This window comes from Ruegeria pomeroyi DSS-3 (assembly GCF_000011965.2).
GTDB classification, from domain to species: Bacteria; Pseudomonadota; Alphaproteobacteria; order Rhodobacterales; family Rhodobacteraceae; genus Ruegeria_B; species Ruegeria_B pomeroyi.
The window spans coordinates 2,852,808-2,873,383 of sequence record NC_003911.12; the positions used below are offsets into that span (position 1 = coordinate 2,852,808).

General features: G+C 64.8%; 17 protein-coding genes. 5 read left to right on the forward strand and 12 right to left on the reverse strand.

Going from position 1 to position 20,576, the window contains the following annotated elements; all coding sequences use genetic code 11:
- The 5 genes from SPO_RS13690 to SPO_RS13710 form a co-directional block, all read right to left on the reverse strand.
- Entirely contained in the window at positions 1-798 is a 798-nt protein-coding gene (locus SPO_RS13690; protein ID WP_011048401.1) for an ABC transporter permease, read from the reverse strand.
- The gene (locus tag SPO_RS13695; RefSeq protein ID WP_051420381.1) at positions 795-1,643 is read right to left on the reverse strand and encodes an ABC transporter permease; all 849 of its coding nucleotides are present in this window, start codon (positions 1,641-1,643) and stop codon (positions 795-797) included. Before SPO_RS13695 ends, SPO_RS13690 begins: the two co-directional genes overlap by 4 nt.
- 55 nt (positions 1,644-1,698) lie before the next feature.
- A complete protein-coding gene (locus SPO_RS13700) occupies positions 1,699-2,790 on the reverse strand; it encodes an extracellular solute-binding protein (RefSeq protein WP_230981742.1) in 1,092 nt (363 codons plus the stop codon).
- Between the two features lie 97 nt (positions 2,791-2,887).
- Positions 2,888-3,889, reverse strand: a complete 1,002-nt coding sequence (locus SPO_RS13705) for an ABC transporter ATP-binding protein (protein ID WP_011048404.1) — start codon at positions 3,887-3,889, stop codon at positions 2,888-2,890.
- Positions 3,890-4,780 (reverse strand): 3-keto-5-aminohexanoate cleavage protein, encoded by an 891-nt coding sequence (locus tag SPO_RS13710; protein ID WP_011048405.1) that lies wholly within the window; start codon positions 4,778-4,780, stop codon positions 3,890-3,892.
- Positions 4,781-4,915: 135 nt separating this feature from the next.
- Between SPO_RS13710 and SPO_RS13715 the strand changes: the two genes are divergently transcribed.
- The gene (locus tag SPO_RS13715; protein WP_011048406.1) at positions 4,916-6,001 is read left to right on the forward strand and encodes a GlxA family transcriptional regulator; all 1,086 of its coding nucleotides are present in this window, start codon (positions 4,916-4,918) and stop codon (positions 5,999-6,001) included.
- Here the strand turns inward: SPO_RS13715 and SPO_RS13720 are convergent.
- From SPO_RS13720 to SPO_RS13735, 4 genes are read right to left on the reverse strand one after another with little or no spacing between them, the layout of a single operon-like run.
- Positions 5,967-6,920: a 3-hydroxyacyl-CoA dehydrogenase NAD-binding domain-containing protein gene (locus SPO_RS13720; RefSeq protein ID WP_011048407.1), complete on the reverse strand. Its 954-nt coding sequence runs from the start codon at positions 6,918-6,920 to the stop codon at positions 5,967-5,969. The genes SPO_RS13715 and SPO_RS13720 overlap by 35 nt on opposite strands.
- On the reverse strand, positions 6,917-7,720 hold the full coding sequence (locus SPO_RS13725; protein ID WP_044029292.1) for a carnitinyl-CoA dehydratase: 804 nt from the start codon (positions 7,718-7,720) through the stop codon (positions 6,917-6,919). The genes SPO_RS13720 and SPO_RS13725 overlap by 4 nt, the downstream gene beginning before the upstream one ends.
- Before the next feature lie 14 nt (positions 7,721-7,734).
- Positions 7,735-8,769: an LLM class flavin-dependent oxidoreductase gene (locus SPO_RS13730; protein WP_011048409.1), complete on the reverse strand. Its 1,035-nt coding sequence runs from the start codon at positions 8,767-8,769 to the stop codon at positions 7,735-7,737.
- A gap of 27 nt (positions 8,770-8,796) precedes the next feature.
- A complete protein-coding gene (locus SPO_RS13735) occupies positions 8,797-10,278 on the reverse strand; it encodes an aldehyde dehydrogenase (protein ID WP_011048410.1) in 1,482 nt (493 codons plus the stop codon).
- A gap of 143 nt (positions 10,279-10,421) precedes the next feature.
- Here SPO_RS13735 and SPO_RS13740 point away from each other — a divergent pair, with 143 nt between their 5' ends.
- Genes SPO_RS13740 through SPO_RS13755 form a run of 4 tightly spaced genes read left to right on the forward strand, consistent with a single transcriptional unit; the run spans position 10,422 to position 14,368 of the window.
- Entirely contained in the window at positions 10,422-10,826 is a 405-nt protein-coding gene (locus SPO_RS13740) for a RidA family protein (RefSeq protein WP_011048411.1), read from the forward strand.
- A complete protein-coding gene (locus tag SPO_RS13745) occupies positions 10,826-11,632 on the forward strand; it encodes an alpha/beta fold hydrolase (RefSeq protein WP_011048412.1) in 807 nt (268 codons plus the stop codon). Before SPO_RS13740 ends, SPO_RS13745 begins: the two co-directional genes overlap by 1 nt.
- Positions 11,629-13,740, forward strand: a complete 2,112-nt coding sequence (locus SPO_RS13750; protein WP_011048413.1) for a CoA transferase — start codon at positions 11,629-11,631, stop codon at positions 13,738-13,740. Before SPO_RS13745 ends, SPO_RS13750 begins: the two co-directional genes overlap by 4 nt.
- Before the next feature lie 13 nt (positions 13,741-13,753).
- The gene (locus SPO_RS13755) at positions 13,754-14,368 is read left to right on the forward strand and encodes an amino acid synthesis family protein (RefSeq protein WP_011048414.1); all 615 of its coding nucleotides are present in this window, start codon (positions 13,754-13,756) and stop codon (positions 14,366-14,368) included.
- Positions 14,369-14,433: 65 nt separating this feature from the next.
- On the opposite strand, the gene SPO_RS13760 is transcribed toward SPO_RS13755, so the two are convergent.
- Genes SPO_RS13760 through SPO_RS13770 form a run of 3 tightly spaced genes read right to left on the reverse strand, consistent with a single transcriptional unit; the run spans position 14,434 to position 20,382 of the window.
- Positions 14,434-16,392: a preprotein translocase subunit SecA gene (locus SPO_RS13760; protein ID WP_011048415.1), complete on the reverse strand. Its 1,959-nt coding sequence runs from the start codon at positions 16,390-16,392 to the stop codon at positions 14,434-14,436.
- Positions 16,385-18,532, reverse strand: a complete 2,148-nt coding sequence (locus SPO_RS13765; protein ID WP_011048416.1) for a M50 family peptidase — start codon at positions 18,530-18,532, stop codon at positions 16,385-16,387. Before SPO_RS13765 ends, SPO_RS13760 begins: the two co-directional genes overlap by 8 nt.
- The gene (locus tag SPO_RS13770; RefSeq protein ID WP_011048417.1) at positions 18,529-20,382 is read right to left on the reverse strand and encodes an HlyD family efflux transporter periplasmic adaptor subunit; all 1,854 of its coding nucleotides are present in this window, start codon (positions 20,380-20,382) and stop codon (positions 18,529-18,531) included. Before SPO_RS13770 ends, SPO_RS13765 begins: the two co-directional genes overlap by 4 nt.
- Positions 20,383-20,576 lie beyond the last annotated feature (194 nt).

The window sequence follows — 20,576 nt, forward strand, 5'->3', positions numbered from 1 at the left end:
TCAGCTTCTGCTCTGACCCGCGTTACGCCGCGACAGGATCGCCGAGACGACAAAGGCGATGATCGTGATGGCGATCAGAACCACGGCCGCGGCGGCCACGGTGGGGTCGGTGTTCTCGCGGATGCCGTTCCACATGCGGCGCGGCAGGGTGTAGACGCTGAACTTGGAGATGAAGAGCGTCACGACGATCTCATCCCAGCTCAGGATGAAAGCAAACAGGGCCCCGGCAAAGACACCGGGCCGGATCGAGGGCAGGATGACCCGCCGCATGGTCGTCCAGTTCGATGCGCCCAGGTTTTTTGACGCCTGTTCCAGCCTTGGGTCAAAGGTGGCGAGCGAGGCGCTGACGGTGATCAGTACCATCGGCGCGGCCAGGATCGTATGGGCCAGGATCAGGCCCGGATAGCTGTCCAAGAGGCCCAGCGGGATCCAGAGCCGGTAAAAGGCCATGGCCGAGATGATCTGGGGAATGATCAGCGGCAGCAGCAGGAAGGCGCGCACAAGCTCGCTGTATTTCGACGAAACCCGCCACAGGCCGATGGCGCAGAGCGTGCCCAGAAAGGTCGCCAGAACCGAAGTCGACAGCGCGATGACCCCGCTCTGGAAGAAGCTCGATAGCCATTCCTCACTGGTGAACAGGTTCTGGAAATGCCGCAAAGACAGCTCGTCGCTGGGCATCGACAGGAACCGTTTGGGCGTCAGCGAGACCGGGATGGCGATCAGCGCCGGTGTCACCAGGAACAGCAGCAGCACCCAGGCGCCGGCGCGGTTGAAGAGCGAGAACAGGCCAGGTCTCATCGCGTGCTGCCCCCGAAAACAGCGCTAAGCTTCATGAAGCGCGACATGATCCAGAGCATGGCCAGAACCCCCGCCAGCATCAGCGCCGCCAGCATCGCCGCCGTGCCCCATTTCAGGGTGACGAGAAGCTGGACCGAGATGTATTCGGCCACCATCAGCACCTTGCCCCCGCCCAGCACCGCCGGGGTGACGTAGAACCCGAGGCTGAGGATGAACACCAGAAGGGTCGAGGCCACGATACCCGGCAGGGTCAGCGGCAGGTAGATGCGCCAGAAGGTCTGGCTGCCGCTGGCGCCAAGATTGCGCGAGGCATCCATGACCCGGCTGTCGAGCGATTGCATGCTCACCAGCAGCGGCAGCACCGCATAGGGGATCATGTAATGCACCATGCCGATCAGCACCCCCAGCTCGTTGCGCATAAAGGCGATCGGTGCCGAGACCAGGCCAAGTGTCTCAAGCGTGTTGTTGATCAGCCCGCTGCGCCCCAGCAGCATCAGCCAGGAAAAGGTCCGCACCAGGATCGAGATCCAGAACGAGACCAGCAGCAGGGTCAGCATGTAATTCTTCTGCCGCTGGTGGCAGTGCACCATGGCATAGGCAATGGAATAGCCCAGCGTCACGCTGAACACGGTCGTGATCACGCAGATGCGCAGGGTGGTCCAGACGATCCGCAACAGCGAGTCGCTTTCATAAAGCATGCGATAATTGCCCAGCCCCGGCTCGGGATCGGTCACGCTCAGCCACATGATGTTCAGGATCGGGCCGAGATACAGCGCGACCACAAGCACCAGAAGCGGCGCGATGATGGCCCAGCCGGGATGGATATGTCTTGCCACTGCGTTCATGTCCGTGTTCCGAAGGGCCGCGCCTACCACTGGCGACAGGCGCGGCCTCAGGGTCCTAGCTGATCGCCTCGAGGAAGGCGTTCACCGCGTCACCGCCATTCTCGCCCCACCATGTCGGGTCGTTGTAGACGATCTTGTCGATGTTCATCGCCGAGGTGATCGCATAGGGCTGCTGATCCTCGGGGATTTCGCCAAAGGCCGCCGGGTTCGACGGGGTCATGCCAAGGCAGTCGAGCAGCATGAGCTGCGCCGGCACCTCCTGCGCGGTGGCGATGAACTGCATCACCGCCTCGCGGCCCGCCGGGTTGCCCTTGGGCACGATATAAGCGCCGGGCATGGCCATGGCTTGGTTGTTGACCAGCTTGAAACGGCCATCGGTATCGTTCTCGATGTTGCGGCCCCGGTTCTGCCAGATCATGGCCATGGTGACCTCGCCGTTGACCACCATCGAATGCACTTCGGAACCCGAGCCCCAATAGATGCTGTCATCCTTGATCGACTTGATCTTGTTCAGCGCCCGCTCCATGTCGAGCGGATAGAGCGCGTCACCGGCGACGCCATCGGCCATCAGCGCCGCCTCGAGAGAGCCGTTGGCCCATTTGTACAGCGACCGCGTGCCAGGGAAATTGGCGGTGTCAAAGAAGTCCTTCCAATCCTTGGGCGGGTTGTCGCCATAGGCCTCGGTGTCATAGACGAAGGCATATCCGTACAGGATCACCGAGACCCCGTGTTCCAGCGCATAGCCCGGCAGGGTCTTGTCCTTGCTGACGATGGAATAGTCGATCGGTTCCAGATGCCCGGTCGGCCCCAGCGACACCGCGTTGAACAGGTCGGCATCGGCCACATCGGCGGTCACGTTGCCGCTGTCCACCATCTCCTTGATCTTGCCTTCGAGCGGGCCGGAAGTGTCGAATTTCACCCCTTTGCCGGTGGCCGCGGTAAAGGCCTCGCCAATGGCCGAGCCGTGGCATTCGACCGACTGGCCACCCCAGTTCCACATCACCACATGGTCGGCCGCCGCCTGCGCGTCGCCCGCCAGTACGGCATTCATGGCGATACCCGAGGCACCGCAAAGCGCCAGAAAGGTGCGCCGGTCCATGCGCCCTTCCTTGTAGGCATGGGCGCTTTCGGTGAGCATTTCCTTCATGAATTGCTTGTCTTGCATTTCGTCCTCCGTGTCAGATGCCCAAGGCCTTGCCGGGCGATTGTTATGACGCCTTGATCGGCGTTCTTTGGGTGCTCGTTCAGCTTTCCTTCAGGTCCACCGCCGCCGCGTCCTGCCAGCTCAGCTCGACGGTCTCGCCCTCGTGCAGGGGCTGCTGGTTGCGCCAGACGTCGATATCCACTTCGATCTGTTCGGCCTCGGTGGTTTCGACGATGATCCGCTGCATCGACCCGAAATAGGTGATGCTGGTAATAGTTCCCTTACGCCGGGCCTGCGGGTGACCGGTGCCCAGGTGAATGTCGATCTTCTCGGGGCGCAGCGCATAGGTCTGGCCGTTCTGTTGAACAAAGTTCGACTTGCCCAGGAAACTGGCGGCAAAGCGGGTTGCGGGCCGCTCGTACAGCTCTTGCGGAGAGCCCACCTGTTCGATGGCCCCGTCCCGCATGATGACGATGCGGTCGGACATCGACAGCGCCTCTTCCTGGTCATGGGTGACGTAGATGAAGGTCGTGCCGACGCGGCGGTGAATGTCCTTGAGCTGTTCCTGCACCTCGACCCGCAGCTTCTTGTCGAGCGCGCCCAGCGGCTCGTCCAGCAGCAGGACCGGCGGCGCGAAACACAGCGCCCGCGCCAGCGCCACGCGTTGTTGCTGACCGCCCGACAGCTGGCCGGGCTTGCGGTTGGCGAAATCCTGCAACTGCACCAGTTCCAGCATCTCGTCGACACGGGTCCGGATCTCGGCCTCGGGACGTTTGCGCACGCTCAGCGCATAGCCGATATTGTCGCGCACCGTCATATGCGGGAACAGGGCATAGCCCTGAAACACCATCCCGAAGTTGCGTTTTTCCGCCGGCACATTGGCAATCGAGCTTCCGTCCAGCGCGATGTCACCGCTGGTGATGTCCAGAAACCCCGCGATCATCATCAACAGCGTCGTCTTGCCCGAGCCCGAAGGGCCCAGCAGGGTCAGGAACTCTCCCTTGCGGATTTCCAGATCGACCGCGTTGACCGCCCGGAACGTGCCAAAATACTTCGACACACCCGCGATCCGCAGACTGCCGCCAGAGAACGCCTCGGCCATCTACCCCTCCGCCCCGCGCAGGTTCAGCTTGGCGCGGGCCTCTTTCGGTGTCAGCAGGCGCGCGCCCATGCGTTCGATGATCTCGCGCGCACGGGTCACCAACTGGCCGTTGGTCGCCAGTACGCCACGGTCGAGATAGATGTTGTCCTCCAGCCCGACGCGGACATTGCCGCCCAGCGCCACGGCGGCGGCGGCCATCGGCATCTGGCCACGCCCGATGCCGAAACTGGCCCAGCTGGCCCCCTCCGGCAGCTGCGATTTCATCGCCACCATGGTTTCGACATCCTGATCCGCGCCCCAGGGAATGCCCAGGCACAATTGGAACATCGGCGGCGCGTCGATCAGCCCCTCGGCGATCATCGCCTTGGCAAAACGGATATGGCCCAGATCGAACACTTCCAGTTCGGGCTTGACCCCCCATTCCTGCACCAGCGCCGCCATTCGGCGCAGCGTCGGCGGGGTCGAGATATAGATCATGTCGGTATCCGAGAAATTCAGCGTCCCGCAATCCAGCGAACAGATATCGGGGCGGCATTCCTCGACATGGGCCAGTCGCGCCTCGGGGCCGATCATGTCGGTGCCCGGTCCGGGCATGGCCGGGTTGGCGGGGTCGGAAATCCAGTCGCCCCCCATGCCGGCAGTCAGGTTGATCACCACGTCGGTGCCGCTGTCGCGCACGCGGTCGACAATCTCCTTGAACAGTTTCGGATCGCGCGACCCCTGGCCGGTTTCCGGGTCGCGCGCATGGAGATGGACAATGGCCGCACCGGCCCTGGCGGCCTCGATCGCCGCCTCGGCAATCGCCTTGGGCGTGACCGGGACATGCGGGCTTTTGCCGGTTGTGTCCCCGGCACCGGTGACGGCGCAGGTCAGCACGACTTCGTTGTTCATGCGATTTTTTCCCTGTTGTTTTTTCCAGTTTGCTGGCCGGATCCCTCCAAAAACTGTCGATTATTCGCCGCATTTAAGGTGTCGATGTCGAAAAATATTGATAAGATGCAAAGAAATGTAACCACAGGAAACAGCATGCAGCTCGACTTGTTGCCCCCTCAGGACAGAGGCCAGGTCCATTCGGTTTTCGTGGTGGTGCCGCGGTTCAACCTGACGACGCTGATCACGATGATCGAAACCATGCGGATCGGGAATTACCTGTCCTCCGAGCGGCTGTTCTCGTGGGAGGTGACCTCGTTCGACGGGCTGAACCTGGGCGCCAGCAATGGCGTGCGGGTGCATCTGGATGTCGAGCCGGACCAGACCGCGCCGGCGGATCAGGTCTTTGTCCTGGCCAGCTGGGGCGGCGAGCATTATCAGAACAAGGCGCTGGCCTCGTGGCTGCGCAAGCGCGCCCGCCAGGGCGAGCGCATCTGCGCGGTCGAACTGGGCTGCTATCTGGTCGCCCGCGCCGGGCTGATGGATGGCAAGGAGGCGACGACTCATTGGTCCTGGATCAACGGGTTTCAGGAGAAGTTCGACCAGATTTCCGTTGTAGAACAGCTATTTACCATCGACGGGCGGATCCTGACCTGTGCCGGTGGCATGGCGGGCGTCGATCTGATGCTACGGTTGATCGAGCAGTCGCACGGGGCAGGTTTCTCGGGCGAGATCGCCGACCAGATGCTGCACAACCCGATCCGCAAGGGATCGTCCTCGCAGCGCCGGACCATGGGGCGCGGGACCGAGTCGATCCTGCCGCTGGTGCGGCAGGCGATGACCCTCATCGAACGCAACATCGAAGAGCCGCTGACCGTGCCCCAGATCGCCGCCGCGCTGGACGTGTCACAGCGCCAGCTGGAGCGGCAGTTCAAGAAACACGTGGGCTGTACCGTGGTTCAGTTCGGCCTGCTGCGCCGCTTGCAGAACGCGCGCGTCCTGCTGATCGCCACCGAACTCAGCGTGCGCGAAATCGCCACCGCCTCCGGCTTCAACACGCTGTCGCATTTCTCGTATTCGTTCAGCAAGTTCTTCGGGCGGCGGCCGTCGGATTATCGCGAGGCCTGGCCCTCGAACGAGGCGGCCCCGACATGGCCCGGCACGCTGTCGGATTTCCTGCATGCGATCAACTCGGGGGACAAGCGCTCTAAGGCGCCTCTCGCGCCGCGCGAAGGGCATTGAGCACGGCGACGATCTCGCGGTCGCGCTGGGCCGCCATGTCGGCAAAATGCCGGTCACCGGCGACGGCGTTGCAGCCATCGACCATACGGTCGCGCAACTCCTGCGTCAGTTCGGGCGCCTCAAGACGGGTCCAGGGCAGTTTCAGCGCCGGGCCGAACTGATCCAGATTGGTGGCCATGCCACCCGCACCGCAAGCGACGTGAAACGCCATGCATTGCCCCTGGCTGACCATGCGCGGCGCCGGTCCGTTCATCAGCGCGATGTCGATATCCTCGGGCGTGGCCTCGCCATTGGCGACCATGTGCAGCGCCTCGCGCCACAGCGCCTCTTGCAGCCGCGTCGCCACGAAACCGGGGATTTCCTTTTTCATCATCAGCGGCGCCTTGCCCGCGACACGATAGAATTCACCGGCCCACTCTACCGCCGCCGGGTCGGTTCTCTCGCCGCCGACGATCTCGACCAGCGGCAGCAGATAGGGCGGGTTGAACGGATGCCCGATCACCGTGCGCCCGGGCGTTTCGCAGTTGGCCTGAATGTCGGTCATCATCAGGCCCGAGGTCGAGGAGCCGATCACCACATTCTCGGGCACGATGCGCCCCAGCCGGTGATAAAGCGCCTGTTTCATCGCCAGATTCTCGGGCGCGCTTTCCTGGATGAACCCCGCCCCCGCGACCGCCGCATCGAGGTCATGGACGACGCGCAGCCGGTCCAGCGACGCGCCCGGAGCAAGCCCCAAAGCGGTCAGGCTGATCCAGGCGGTATCAAGGATGGTGCGAAACGCCCCCTCCTCGGCCCTATCGTGCAGATAGCTGGTGACGTCATAGCCGCGCGCCAGGAAATGCGCGGCCCAACCGCCGCCGATAGGACCGCCACCGATGCTGGTAACACGGGTGATGGAGGTCGGATCTGGATACTTCATTCGCCCTTGAACCTCGGTTCGCGTTTCTCGACGAAGGCGGCCACGCCTTCGGCCGCATCGTCGGATTTCAGCATCTTGCGATAGGTCGGCATCGGGTCGGTGCGCATCTTGTGGAATGCCTGTTCCAGCGGCACGCATTCGATCTCGCGTTGAACCTCTTTCACCGATTGCATCGCCAGCGGCGCCGACCAGGCGATCGAGGCCGCCCATTCGCGGGCCGCATCCATCAGTTGTTCCTTGGGAACCACCTTGTTGACCAGACCGTAATGGGCGGCCTCGGTCGCGGACATGCGGCGGCCCAGCAGGAACATCTCCATCGCGATGTTGTGCGGGATACGCCGCGGCAGACGTTGCAGCGCGCCTGCGTCCGGCACGATACCCAACGGCATTTCCGGCAGGCCAAACTCCACGTGATCGGCGGCGATCAGCAGATCGCAGGCCATCGCCATCTCAAACCCGCCGCCGATGGCCAACCCGTTGATCGCGGCGATCACCGGCTTGTTCAGCGCCCAGTTTTCGGTCAGGCCGGTAAATCCGCCAAAGCCGTAGTCGTCACTCTCCCACCAGTTATCAAGCTGCATCTCGCCCGCGTTCAGCGCTTTCAGATCCCAGCCCGCGCTGAAGATCTTGTCGCCGCCACCGGTCAGGATCGCACAGCGCAATTCCTTGTCCTCGTGCAATTCCTGAAACGCAGCCGCCAGCGCCTGACTGGTTGGTACGTCGATGGCGTTGACCTTGCCGCGCGACAGCGTGACCTCAAGAACATGGCCGTCACGGCGGGTGCTGACGCCCTCACTCATCGGGGGAACCTCCATCACCGGAACTCCGGCATGACTTCGTCGCAGAACATCCTGAGCGATCGTTTCTGCGCGTCATGATCCAGCCCCATCGAGGCGTAATAGATGAACTCGTTCACGCCCAGGTCCTCGTACCGTTTCAGCTTGCCGATGGCGGTTTCAGGCGATCCGAACATCAGGTTCTCTTCCAGCATCTCGGGGTCGTATTGCTCGCGGCCCGCGATCTGGTCCAGCGGCAGCGCGGCGGGGAAGCCGTTGACCACGTCGCCGGCATTGCGGAACAGGTTCTCGAACTGCGACAGCAATCGCCGGATGGCGTCCAGCGCCTGCTGGCGGTCGGCGGCATTGTCATAGATGCAGGCATGACGCATCAGCGCGAAACGCGGCGACCATCCGTTATCGGCCTTGGCGATGGCCTCGTCCAACTGCCGCTTGTAAAGCTCTGCCTCGGCAAAGGGCCGGGTCAAGGGCCAGCAGTTGATATGGCAGCGGTTGCGCACCGCATAGTCATAGGTGATGGGCGAACGCGCGGCGACCCAGACCGGCATGTCGGCCTGCACGGGCTTCGGCACCGAGGTCGAGGTCGGGAACTGCCAGAATTCGCCGTCATGGGCATAATCACCCTGCCAGAGCGCGCGCACCGCCGGCAGCATCTCCTGCATATAGCGCCAGGCATCGGATTGCTTGAGCCCCGGTTTCATCCGGTCGAACTCACGCTGATAGGCGCCCGAACCGATGCCGAATTCCAGCCGCCCGCCGCTGATCAGGTCAAGAAACGCCGCCTCGCCCGCGAGGTTGATGGGGTGCCAATAGGCCGCCGTGGCCACGGCAGTCCCCAGCCGGATTTTGCTGGTCTCTCCGGCCCACCAGGTCAGGATCTGGAACGGGTTCGGCGCGATTGTCATCTCGATGGCGTGATGTTCGGCGGCCCAGACGATCTCGAAACCGCCCTCTTCGGCCATTTGCACCATTTCAAGCGTGTGACGCGCGACATCGTTCATGTCGAGACTGTCGTCGATCCGCTCCAGGTTGATGGCAAGTTGGAATTTCATTGTCCGTGTTCCTTTCCGGGCTCTGGCTCAGCGCATGACAAAGGGGTTGGCCATGGGTTCGTCGGATGTGTTCATCCACACCGTCTTGGGCCGGGTGTAATCGTAGATCGCCTGGAACCCGCTTTCGCGGCCATAGCCGGACCCCTTGATGCCGCCAAATTCGGCGATGGGAGAGACCACGCGATAGGTGTTGACCCAGACGATCCCGGCGCGCACGGCACCGGCCATCCTGAGCGAGCGGGCGCTGTCGCGGGTGAATATCCCCGCCGCCAGCCCGTGTTCGGAATCATTGGCCAGGGCCAGCACCTCTTCTTCGGTGCGAAACCGCTGGACGCTCAGGACCGGGCCGAACAGTTCGGTATCGACGATGCGCAGGTCCTGGCGCGGGCAGTCGATGATCGTCGGCTCATAGAACAGGCCACCCAGCCCCTCGGGCTGCTTGCCGCCGGTCAGCACGGTGCCGCCCTCGGCCTGCGCATGGGCGACCTCGCGCTGGATATGCGCCAGCTGCCCGTCGGTGCAAAGCGGCCCCATCTGGGTCTCTTCCGCCAGCGGATCGCCGATCACGATGGCACGCGCCTGCGTCACCATCCGATCCAGGAACTCTTCGGCGATGTCCTCGTGCAGGTAGAGCCGGGATCCGGCGACACAGCTTTGCCCCGTGGCGCCAAAGATGCCCGCGATCGAGGCGTTGACCGCGCTTTCGATATTGGCATCCTCGAACACGATGAAGGGCGACTTGCCCCCCAGTTCCAGCGAGACCTCGGCAAAGTTGCGCTTGGCGTTTTCCAGCACATGGCGCGCGGCATTCGGCCCGCCGGTGAAGGAAACCCGTGCCACCAGCGGATGCCCGGTCAGCGCCCGTCCGCAGGGTTCGCCATGCCCGGTGACGATGTTCACGACCCCGGGCGGGAAACCGGCCTCTTCGATCAGCTTTCCGAATTCCAGCATCGCCGCGCTGGCATGTTCCGAGGCCTTCAGAACCACGGTATTGCCCGCCGCCAGGGCCGGGCCGATCTTGACCGCAACCAGGAACAGCTGGCTGTTCCACGGCACCACCGCAGCCACCACGCCCAGCGGCTCGCGCTTGGTAAAGACGAACATGTCCGGCTTGTCGATGGGCAGCGTTTCACCGCTGACCTTGTCGGCGCAGCCTGCGAAAAAGTGAATGAACTCGGCGATGTATTTCGCCTGCCAGCGGGTTTCCTTGAGCATCTTGCCGGTATCCACCGACTCGATCCGCCCCAGTTCCTCGGACCGGTCGGCCAGCAGATCACCCAGCCGGCGCAGGAGCTTGCCGCGCTCGGTCGGCGTCATCCTCGCCCATGGCCCCGAGGTAAAGGCGCGATGCGCCGCCTCGACCGCCCGGTTCACATCCGCCTCGGTGGCCTCGGGGATCCGGCACCACACCTTGCCGTCGGCGGGGTTTGTGCTGTCAAACAGCGCCCCGTCCGAGGCATCGACCCAAGCGCCGTCGATCAGCATCCGATAGCTCTGGATATCGGCCATCTCGGTCCTCCCTTTTTTCTCTCGTCTCATACAAAGCGGCGAATCACCGGCGAGTTGTGCGAAAAATCGGCATCCATGTGTCGAAAATTCTCAAGTTGAGGATTGGGGATCAGGGCAGGCTGGCCGCAAAAGGAGATGCGAACGTGACCAGCAGCAAGAAACAGGTGATCGGCGGCCCGCTTGAAATCGGCGGCAGGGTGCTGTCGCTGTCCCGCGCCATCCGGGCCGGCGATTTCGTCTTTCTCACCGGCCAGATCCCGATGCGGGACGGTGTGCCGATTACCACCGGCTCGGTCGAGGAACAGACGCGCGCCGTGCTTGACGACATCACCGCCACCCTCGCGCTTGCCGGGTGTACCCGCGACGATGTGGTCAAGGCGATGGTCTGGCTGCGCGCCCGCAGCGATTTCCCCGGCTTCAACGCGGTTTACGGCGAGTATTTCCCGCACGACCCGCCGACCCGCTCGGCCGTGGTCAGCGACCTGCTGGTCGATGTCCGGGTCGAGGTCGAGGTGATGGCCTATAAGCCGTTGGGGGGAGAGGGCTAATGCCGATAGCTCCTGACGGCAGCACCTACGAGATTGCCGGCCCGGTAGATGCGCCCTGCGTGGTGCTGGTCCACGGCCTGGGGCTGAACCGGGCCTGCTGGCAATGGACCAGCCCGGCGCTGACGGATGGCTATCGCGTGCTCAGCTATGACCTTTACGGCCATGGCGACTCGGTTGATCCGCCCGAGCCCCCCAGCCTGTCGCTCTTTTCGCGCCAGTTGCAGGGCCTGCTCGATCACTGCGGTATCGCGGATGCGGTCATTGTCGGCTTCTCGCTGGGCGGCATGATCGCGCGCCGGTTCGCGCAGGACTGCCCCGACCGCGCGCGCGCGCTGGCCCTCCTGCATTCTCCGCACCAACGCAGCGCGCAGGCGCAGGCCGCGATCCTGGCACGGGTCGAGCAGGCCCGCGATCAGGGCCCGCAATCAACGGTCGAGGCGGCGCTGGAGCGCTGGTTCACCGAAGGTTTCCGCAGGGCCAACCCCGCGATGATGGAGACCGTGCGCGGCTGGGTCACGGCAAACCGCAAGGAGGTCTATCACCGGATCTACCGGGTTCTGGCCGAGGGGATCGACGAGATCACCGCCCCTGTCCCGCCGCTCAGCTGCCCCGCATTGGTGATCACCGGGGACGAGGATTATGGCAACGGCCCCGAGATGACCCGCGCCATCGCCGCCGAGATCGCGGGCGCGCAGGCGCTGATCCTGCCGGGGCTGCGCCACATGGCGCTGGCCGAGGATCCGGGCGCCATCAACACCCCGCTGCGCCGATTTCTGGACAGCTTGCCAAAGGGGGTAACCAAATGAGCAGCACCCTCCTCAAGGGGATACGCGTGCTGGATCTCAGCCGCATGTTGTCCGGCCCCTATTGCAGCATGTTCCTGGCCGATCACGGCGCCGAGGTCATCAAGATCGAAGGCGGCAGCGGCGACACCAGCCGCAACAACGGCCCCTATCGCGCCGATGATCCCGGCCATGACTGGGCGGGCTATTTCGTCAGCCTGAACCGGGGCAAGAAAAGCATCCGGCTGGACCTGAAATCGCTCGAGGGCAAGGCCGCCTTTCGCAGGCTGGCGACGACGGCGGATGTGGTGCTGGAGAACTTCCGGCCCGGCGTGATGGACCGTCTCGACCTCTCTTATGAATCTCTCGCCGAGGCCAATCCCCGGCTGGTCTATGCCGCCATTCGCGGCTTTGGCGATCCGCGCACCGGGGCCAGCCCCTATGCCGACTGGCCGTCCTATGACGTGGTGGCGCAGGCAATGGGCGGGCTGATGGCGATGACCGGCCCCGATGCCGATACGCCCACCAAGGTCGGCCCCGGCATCGGCGATATCTTTGCCGGCATGATGATGTCCTTTGGCATTCTCGCCGCCCTGCGCGAGGCCGAGGCGACCGGCAAGGGCCGTTTCGTCGACGTCGCCATGTATGACGCGATGATCTCGATGTGCGAGCGCATGGTCTATCTGCACGACATGACCGGGCAGGTGCCGGGCCCCGAGGGCAACGGCCACCCGCTGCTGGCCCCCTTTGGTGTGTTCCCCGCCGCCGATGGTCAGGTGGCGCTGGGTATTGTCGATGACAGTTTCTGGCAGAAGCTGACCGCGATCATGAACCTGCCCGACCTGGGCAGCGATGCGCGGTTCTCCTCCCGCGCCGGGCGGTCCGCCAATGCGGGCGAGATCAACCGGGTCGTCTCGGGCTGGACCGCCACCCGCAGCAAGGCAGAACTGACCGCGCTGCTGGGCGGTCAGGTGCCCTTTGGCCCGCTCAACACGGTGGCCGATATCGCCGCCGATCCCCATGTTGCGGCGCGGCAGATGCTGGCGCGCATCCCCCATCCCGAACCCGGACATGCCCCCTGGACCGTGGCCGCCAACCCGCTGCGCTTTGCCGGACAGGTGGCGCCCCCGCTGCCCGCCCCGCCCCGGCTGGGCGAGCATGACGCGCTGCTCGACACGCTGGCAGACAGCGCGCCGCTGGACGAGGATGCAAGGCGCGACCTGCGCCGTGCCTTCGGGCAGTTCGCCACCGGGGTGACCGTGCTGACCACCCGGCAAGAGGATGGAACACCCCGCGGCTTTACCGCCAATTCGTTCACCTCGGTCTCTCTCGACCCGCCGCTGCTGCTGGTCTGCCTCGCCAAGACGGCGCACAGCTGCGATGTCTTTGCCCAGGCGCCACATTTCGCGGTCAACATCCTGTCGGACGCACAGAAAGAGATTTCGGGCCTCTTCGCCTCACGCTCGACCGAGAAGTTCGCCGGCACCCATTGGCATCCGGGCCCGCATGAACTGCCGCTGATCAACCGGGCGCTGGCGACATTTGCCTGTGCGCGGCACAAGCTGGTCGATGCAGGCGATCACCTGATCCTGATCGGGCGCGTGCTGAACCACGCGGTGACCGAGGGCAAACCGCTTGGGTTCCACAACGGCGCCTATTTCGACCTCGGGCTGGAGAACCGGCTGGCCGACGCGGCAACCAAGGACGCAAACGGGATCATCGCCGCCGTCCTGGCCGATGGCGCGCGGATCCTGCTGGAAGTGACACCCGACGGCACGCTGACGGTGCCCAAGGCGCCCCCGCGCGACAACACGGTTGCCGGGTTCCTGCGGCACATGGACAGCCGTGGCCTGACGGCCCGCCTCGACCACCTTTATGCCGTGTTCCAGAACAGCCAGACCGGCGCGCATTCGATCGTCTATCACGGCACGGTCAGCGGCACCGCGCCACCCGGCATGCGCTATCACGATCTGGCCGCGCTGCCGCTGGATCAGGTCGCCAACGACACCGAACGCTCGCTGCTGGCACGCTATCAGCGCGAATACCGCCATGGCAGTTTCGGGATTTACCACGGCACCGAACGCAGCGGCATCGTCCATTCGATCGCCGATCACACCGAATACACCGTTTGACAGGAGAGACCCAATGCTTCCGGAACTGAGAAAAGTCGTCACTTTCGACGAAGATATCCACACCGAGGGCGGCCGCGCCGCCGACCCGGTCCTGCGCATGATCGGGGTCGCGGCAGTGGTGACCAACCCCTGGGCCGGGCGCGGTTTTGTCGAGGATCTCTCGCCCGAGATCCGCCGCATGGCGCCGGTTCTGGGCAAGATGCTAACCGACCGCCTGATCGCGCTGGCCGGATCGGGCGACGCTATCGAGGCCTATGGCAAGGCCTGCATCTCGGGCACCGATTGCGAGATCGAACACGCCTCGGCGCTGATCCACACGCTGCAATTCGGCAATTTCTACCGCGAGGCGGTGGGCGCAAAGAGCTATCTTGGCTTTACCAACACACGCGGACCGGCCAACACCCAGATCCAGATCCCGCTGATGGACAAGCACGATACCGGCCGCCGCTCGCATTACCTGACGGTGCAGTTCTCGATCTATGACGCGCCCGCCTGTGACGAGTTGGTGGTCGCACTTGGCGCCGCAACGCGCGGGCGACCGCATCACCGCATCGGCGACCGTTATTCCGATCTGGCCGCGCTGGGCCGCGACGTGCAGGACCCTGCCGGCGTCGAACCGAAGAAATAGCGCGCAAAGCGCACCCTTGGCGGCGGCCCGGTAAGCCCGACGCTGCCGCCGAACGGGGACGATGCCTACTCCGGCGTTCCGGTAAAGGCGAGGTTCTCGGCCATCTGTTCGTCCAGTTCCAACAGGCGACGACGAGCAGCGACGTGGGTGCGTTCGGCCCGGCGCTGTGCATCGGTCAGCGCCGACAGCACAGCACTCCCGCCGAACCGCGTCACGAAGCTGCTGTAGCGACCCCCGAACTCGGGCAGCAGCGAGTCCTCGGCGGACAGGATCGCCTCTGTGCTGCCGGGATCGCCCTGCCGTCCGGCACGACCCGCGAGCTGGCGGTCGATCCGGCGAGAGCTATGCTTCTCGGTCATGATGACATGCAGGCCGCCTGCCTTGCGGGCCTCGGCGTCGAGAATAATGTCGGTTCCGCGCCCGGCCATGTTGGTGGCGACGGTGACCGCCCCGGCCCGGCCCGCCTCGGCGACCACGGCCGCCTCATCTGCGTCCTGCGCGGCGCTGAGGACCCGGTGTGGCACTCCGAGCGCGTGCAGCGCGGCGCTGGCGGCCTCGGAGGCCGCAACGGTACGGGTGCCTATCAGCACCGGTCGACCACTGGCCGATAATGCCTTGGCGCGCTTGGCAACCCGCGCCCATTTGGTTGCGGCGCGGGTCGAGACCTGGGTTTTCCACGTCCGGCGGCGCGAGCGTTTATGGGTCGGGATACGCACCACGGGCAAGTCATAGACCGACCAGAATTCGTCCGCCGCCTCTGTCGCGGTCCCGGTCATGCCGCCAAGGTGGATGTAGCGTCGAAAGAAACGCTGAAAAGTGATCTGCGCGAGCGTGACCCGGCGAGAGGTGATTTCCACGCCTTCCTTGGCCTCGACCGCCTGGTGCAGCCCCGCCGACCACGAGCGGTCGGGCATGATGCGCCCCGTGAACTCGTCGACGATCTCGACCTTGCCGTCGCGCAGGATGTAGTGCTCGTCGCGCTGATGCAGGCGAATGGCGCTGATCGCCGTGCGCACCGCATCTTCGCGGATCGGCGCGGGCCGCCATGCGGGGGGCATCCGCTCGGCCAGATCTGCAAGGCGGTCACATCCGTTACGGCTCAGTTCGACCGCATGGCGCAGCCGATCAAGGCGATAGTCTCGCCCTTCCTTCAACTCGGCGGCAATGGCGTGGGCGGCGCGGGCGGCCTCGGCTTCGACCTCCGCATCCGCCGGAGGCACCGAGAGGATCAGTGGCGTGCGCGCCTCGTCGATCATCACGCTGTCGATCTCGTCCACTATGGCGAATTGCAATCCGGGCAACAGCAGGCCGGTCCCGTCGAAAAACGCGCGGGTGCGCAGGCCGATGTCCCCTGCCCGCCCGCCCATGGCGACACGGTCGCGCAGGAAGGTAAAGGCAACCTCCTTGCCCGAGGCATAGACAATATCGGCGGCAAATGCCGCGCGGCGTTCCTCTGGCGTGCAGCCCGGCTCGACTGCGGCGCAGGTCAGGCCCAGGCGGGCATAAAGACCCCGCATCGTATCGGCATCGCGGCCAGCGAGATAATCGTTCGCGGTGATGACATGCACGCGCCGACCCGCCAGCGCGGCAGTTCCGGCGGCAAGCGTGATGGCGAGGGTCTTGCCCTCGCCGGTCTGCATCTCTGCCACCGCGCCGTTCAGCACCGCACGAGCGCCAAGTATCTGGGTCGCATAGTGACGCTGACCAAGTTCGCGCCCCGCACATTCGCGGATCAGCGCGAAACTGCGGACCAGCAGCGCCTCACCCGGATGCGCGCGCGCCGCGCGCATGCCGTAGGCGGCGGCGCGCACCTCGCCTTGCAACCGGTCGTCTGACATTTGCGCAAACGCCTTCCCGCGACGCAGGACGCGCCACGCGAAGAACCTTGACGGCCGGGCCCGTCTGCGACGACGCGGAAGCGTGGTGTATTTCTCGATCCAGCGGTCAAGCTTCGACTTCGCCGGTTCGGCGGGTGCGCGCGGATAGAAAGCGCCTGGGGCCTGGCCGGGAAAGGTATCAGACATTGAGGTCCCGCAAGAAAATCTGCCGTACCGCGCGCAAAAGCTGTGTCCCCAATGGTGCCGAACCGTGGTCAAAGCGTACCGACACACGCTCACCGAGAGCGGTCAGCGGGCGCTCGTCCGTTGGCTCGACATCCATGACAAAGACGGTTCCGACGGGTGTCAAAGGTTTATCCGCGGTCGGATCGATCGCGATCGGGCCACCTGCCTCGGTTGCCAAGGCGGCGCTTGGCAAAACCGGGACGGCGGCGGGAGTTCCTCGGGTCAGCAGCGCAGGCACCGGCTCCAGTGGCGCGCTGGTCAGGCGCATCTGCACCGCCTCGATATTGCGGCGAACCAGATCGATCTTGGCCTCGGGAATGACCACGCGCACGATACCCGGCTCGGATCCGATGACCCAGGCCAGTTCCTCGCCCTTGCGGACATAGCGACCGACAAGGTCGTCGCCGGCCGGCAGCAGCAATCGGCCGGCCACCGGTGCGGTCACGATCTGCTCGCCCCGACGCTCGACCGCCAAGGCACGCTCTTCCTCGGCCAGCGCCAGTTCCTGTGCGATCATGTCGGCACGTACCCGGTCGTTGATCAGCGCATTGAACCGGCGCAGGCGCAGCTCTTCGATCCGGGCCTCCATCTGCCGCACGCGAGCGTCCAGCAGCGGGTTGCTGACGCGCAAGATCGGATCCCCCGGCGCCAGCGTATCGCCCGGACGCGCCAGCAGTTCCTCGACAAAGCCCTCCGCGCCGCTCAGCGCCCGGGCATTTTCTGGCGCGCGGATCACGCCACTGACAATGGTGGCAGAGGGCACGGGCTGCACGAAAAGCGCCCAGACCACCGCCAGAACCAGGGCCATCGTGACCGTGACCGCGCGAAAGCGGTGCCCCTCCAGACGCGGGCTGCCAAGGACGAAGCGAATGCCGCGCACCGCCGGAACGATCAGCAGTAGAACACCTGCCCAGAAGGCCAGCAGCAGGCCGATCTCGAAGAACATGCCCGCCACCAGCAACATGATCGTCAGCATGATCATGTAGCGGTAGATCAGCGAAAGCAGGCCGTAGACGGTAAACCAGGTCGCCTCTCCGCGCGCCATCGCCGGCGAGACGGCGTTTTTCATCCCGAAGAGATAGCGCTGTGCCAGGTATTGCAGGTGCTGGGTCGAGCGGGTGCCGAGGTTGGGGATCTCGATCAGGTCGGCGAGAACGTAATAGCCGTCGAACCGTAGCAAAGGGTTGCCGTTGAAGAACACGGTCGAGAGCCCTGCCAGCAGCATTACGTTCATTGCGGCAGCCCTGAACAAGCCCGGTTCCATCTGCACCCACAGCAGGGCCGCGCCACCGGCAAGGAACAACTCCACCACGATCCCCGCCGAGGCGACCCCCGCGCGCTGCCATTTCGACCGGAAAGCTGAAGAGGCCGAAGCGTCCACGTATGGCACGGGCATGAACACCAGGAACATGATCCCGATCTCGTGAACCTCGCCGCCCCAGTGGCGGACGGCATAAGCGTGGCCCAGTTCGTGCACCGCCTTGACCAGTGGATAGACCGTGAGGATCAGCAGCAGATTGCCTGCCGTCAGCGCCCGGTCGGCGATGTTGGACTGGAGTGCATCGATGTTCTGCAACGCGGCAAACAGGCCACCACAGACCACCGCCAGCCAGACCAGCGCACCGAACCAGGAAAAGAACGGCCGCACCAGCCAGCCGGTTGCGCGAACGAAGTTGTCGGGGTCCAGCACCGGCACCCGGATGGCGAGCGGGTTGCGCAGGCTGGCGAGACGTTTCTTGCGACTGTCGGTGCGGCCACGTTGAACCACCTGCTCCATGTCGGGCGGGATCGCGGCGTGCAGCACGTCGGAGCGGTGCAGGCGGATCAGCAGCTGGATGACCTCGTCCTGGGCAGGCAGGTCATCGCCCAGAGCCTCGGCGGCGGCGCGCCAGATCTCTTCCATCGTCCGGCGACCGTTCATCAAGCCCACAAGGCGCCAGGCGGCTTCGGACAAGCGCAGATAGGCGCCGCTGGCGTGATCTTCGACGACGTACCAGACCTCGCCCCGGAACACGGCCCGATGTACCTCGGCATGCGTTCGAAGGCGCGGCGTCAGGTCGGCGACACGATACCAGGTCTGGCTGTGCAGCGTTCCGCTCACGGCAGCCAGCGCCAGATCGCCATCCGCGCCCAGTTCCGCAGGCCATGCGTCCAGATCATCAGAAGCGGGCGTTCGTCCACCGTGATCTTGGCGATGCCTTCCATGCCGGGGCGCAACAGGTTGGTCTGTTCGGGCAGTTGCGCATCGACGCGGAACACGTTGCGCCCGTCTTCGACCCCCGCGACAGATGTGACGCGCCCGGTCTCGACCCCGAAGGTCCGACCGGGCAGCGCAGTCAGAATGACCTCGCCGGCCAGCCCCTCTCCCACCAGCGCAAGATCGCGCTCGTCCACCGACAACACGATACGGTAAGCGTCCAGCGGGGCGATCTCGTACAGCACCTGTCCGCGCGAAACCGGTGCGCCGACGGATTGGTCCAGATCGCCCGAAAGAACCACCCCGTCGAACGGCGCGCGCAGCTGCGTCCGGGCCAGACGTTCCTCGAGCAGCGCGATCTCGGCCTCAGCCTGACTGATTTGCGTAGCGGTGATACCGATGGCGGCACGGTCGCGATCGGCAAGCGCGGTCTCGTATTCGCGCTGACGCTGGGCACGAACGGTATTCCAACGCGCGATCTCCAGCCGCAGGTCGCGGTCGTCAAGCGTGGCGAGGATGTCGTTCTCTGCCACGATGTCGCCGGGGATCGCGGCGGCAGAGGCGACATACCCGTCCAGCGGCGATGCCACGACGCGCCGAATCTCGCCCTCGACCCGTGCATCGGCGGTAATGTGGAATGGAACAGCGGTTGTCCAGGCAAACCACAGCGCAACACCCGCCAGCAGGATCGCCGCCTTCAACCCGGCCTTGCGGGGGCCAAGGACGGCGGCACCAAAGCGGCCGATCTCTGCCACCACCTTGACCGGCAGAGCGCGGTCGTTCAGTCGCTTTTCCTCCAACACGGGGCCAAGGATACCCGCGACCGCCTCGACAAGTTCGACCTCTTCATCGCGGAACGGGTTGTTGCCGCCGCGTTCCAGCACCATCGCCCCGGTCACCCGGCCATCACGGCGCAGCAGTACCGTCAATACCGCGCGCGGCACGCCCGAGTGGATCAGTTCCTGGTGCGCGGCTGTCAAGGTCAGCGTGTTGTCGCTATCCTGCGGCATCCGGATCGGCTCGCCCTGATCGATCGCCTCGTCCATCGCGTCGGCGATCCGCTGGACAAGCTCCGAAGAGCGCTGAAAGTTGCCGCTGTGGGACAGCGAAACCACTTTGGAGCGTCGGCGGTGCCGGCGACCAAGCGCCACACGGTCACAAGCGAGACGGTCACAGAAATCGGTGACAGCCGTGGCGGCGGCTACGGACCAGCGCGGTTCGTCCAGGGCCCCGGCCAGCAGTTCGACAGCGGCACGCGCCCTGGCCTGGCTGAGCGCACCTTCGTTCAGGTCGCGGACCACGAGACGGAGTTCCATGGCCGGCAGCGCCCATTTCACCTCGTCCACCACCCGGCGCAGATCCAGATCGGCGCGGACCGCAAGCTGGACCGCAATCACCCCGAACAGCGCGCCATCGCGCAGCACCGGAACGCCAACGGCGCAGCAGGTCTTGCCATGTTCCTGATAACCGCTTTTCACGATTGGTTTGCGCTGTGCGATGGTCAGATCCACGGCGGAAGACAGACCTTCGCCCGGTTCCGCCTCTGCCGGTGCGTGGGCGGCCAGCTGGAATGGCCCGGTGTCGCGCGGGCCCAGCGCCAGAACCACAATGTCGGCATTCAGACGCTTGCACAATTGATCCGTCCAGGCGGCCAGGGCCGTCTGTTCATCCGGATGTACCGAGGACACCTGCGCGGGCTCTTGCCCGCGCTCCCCCGGCCCGGCCGTCGTTTCAAAGTTTGATCGCGAGTCCAAGGCTGTCTCCTGCTGGAACGATCCTGCCAATTTGGCACAAAGTCAAATATTTTCAGTTGTTTGGTACCAGTGCCCAACACTGCTCCACCAAAGCCAGGCGATTACACCGGGAGGTCGCGCGGACATTGGTTTCATGGGAAAGAACGGCCCCCCGCACCAAGCGGAAGGCCGGATCGCAGGGCCGTTGCACCGAA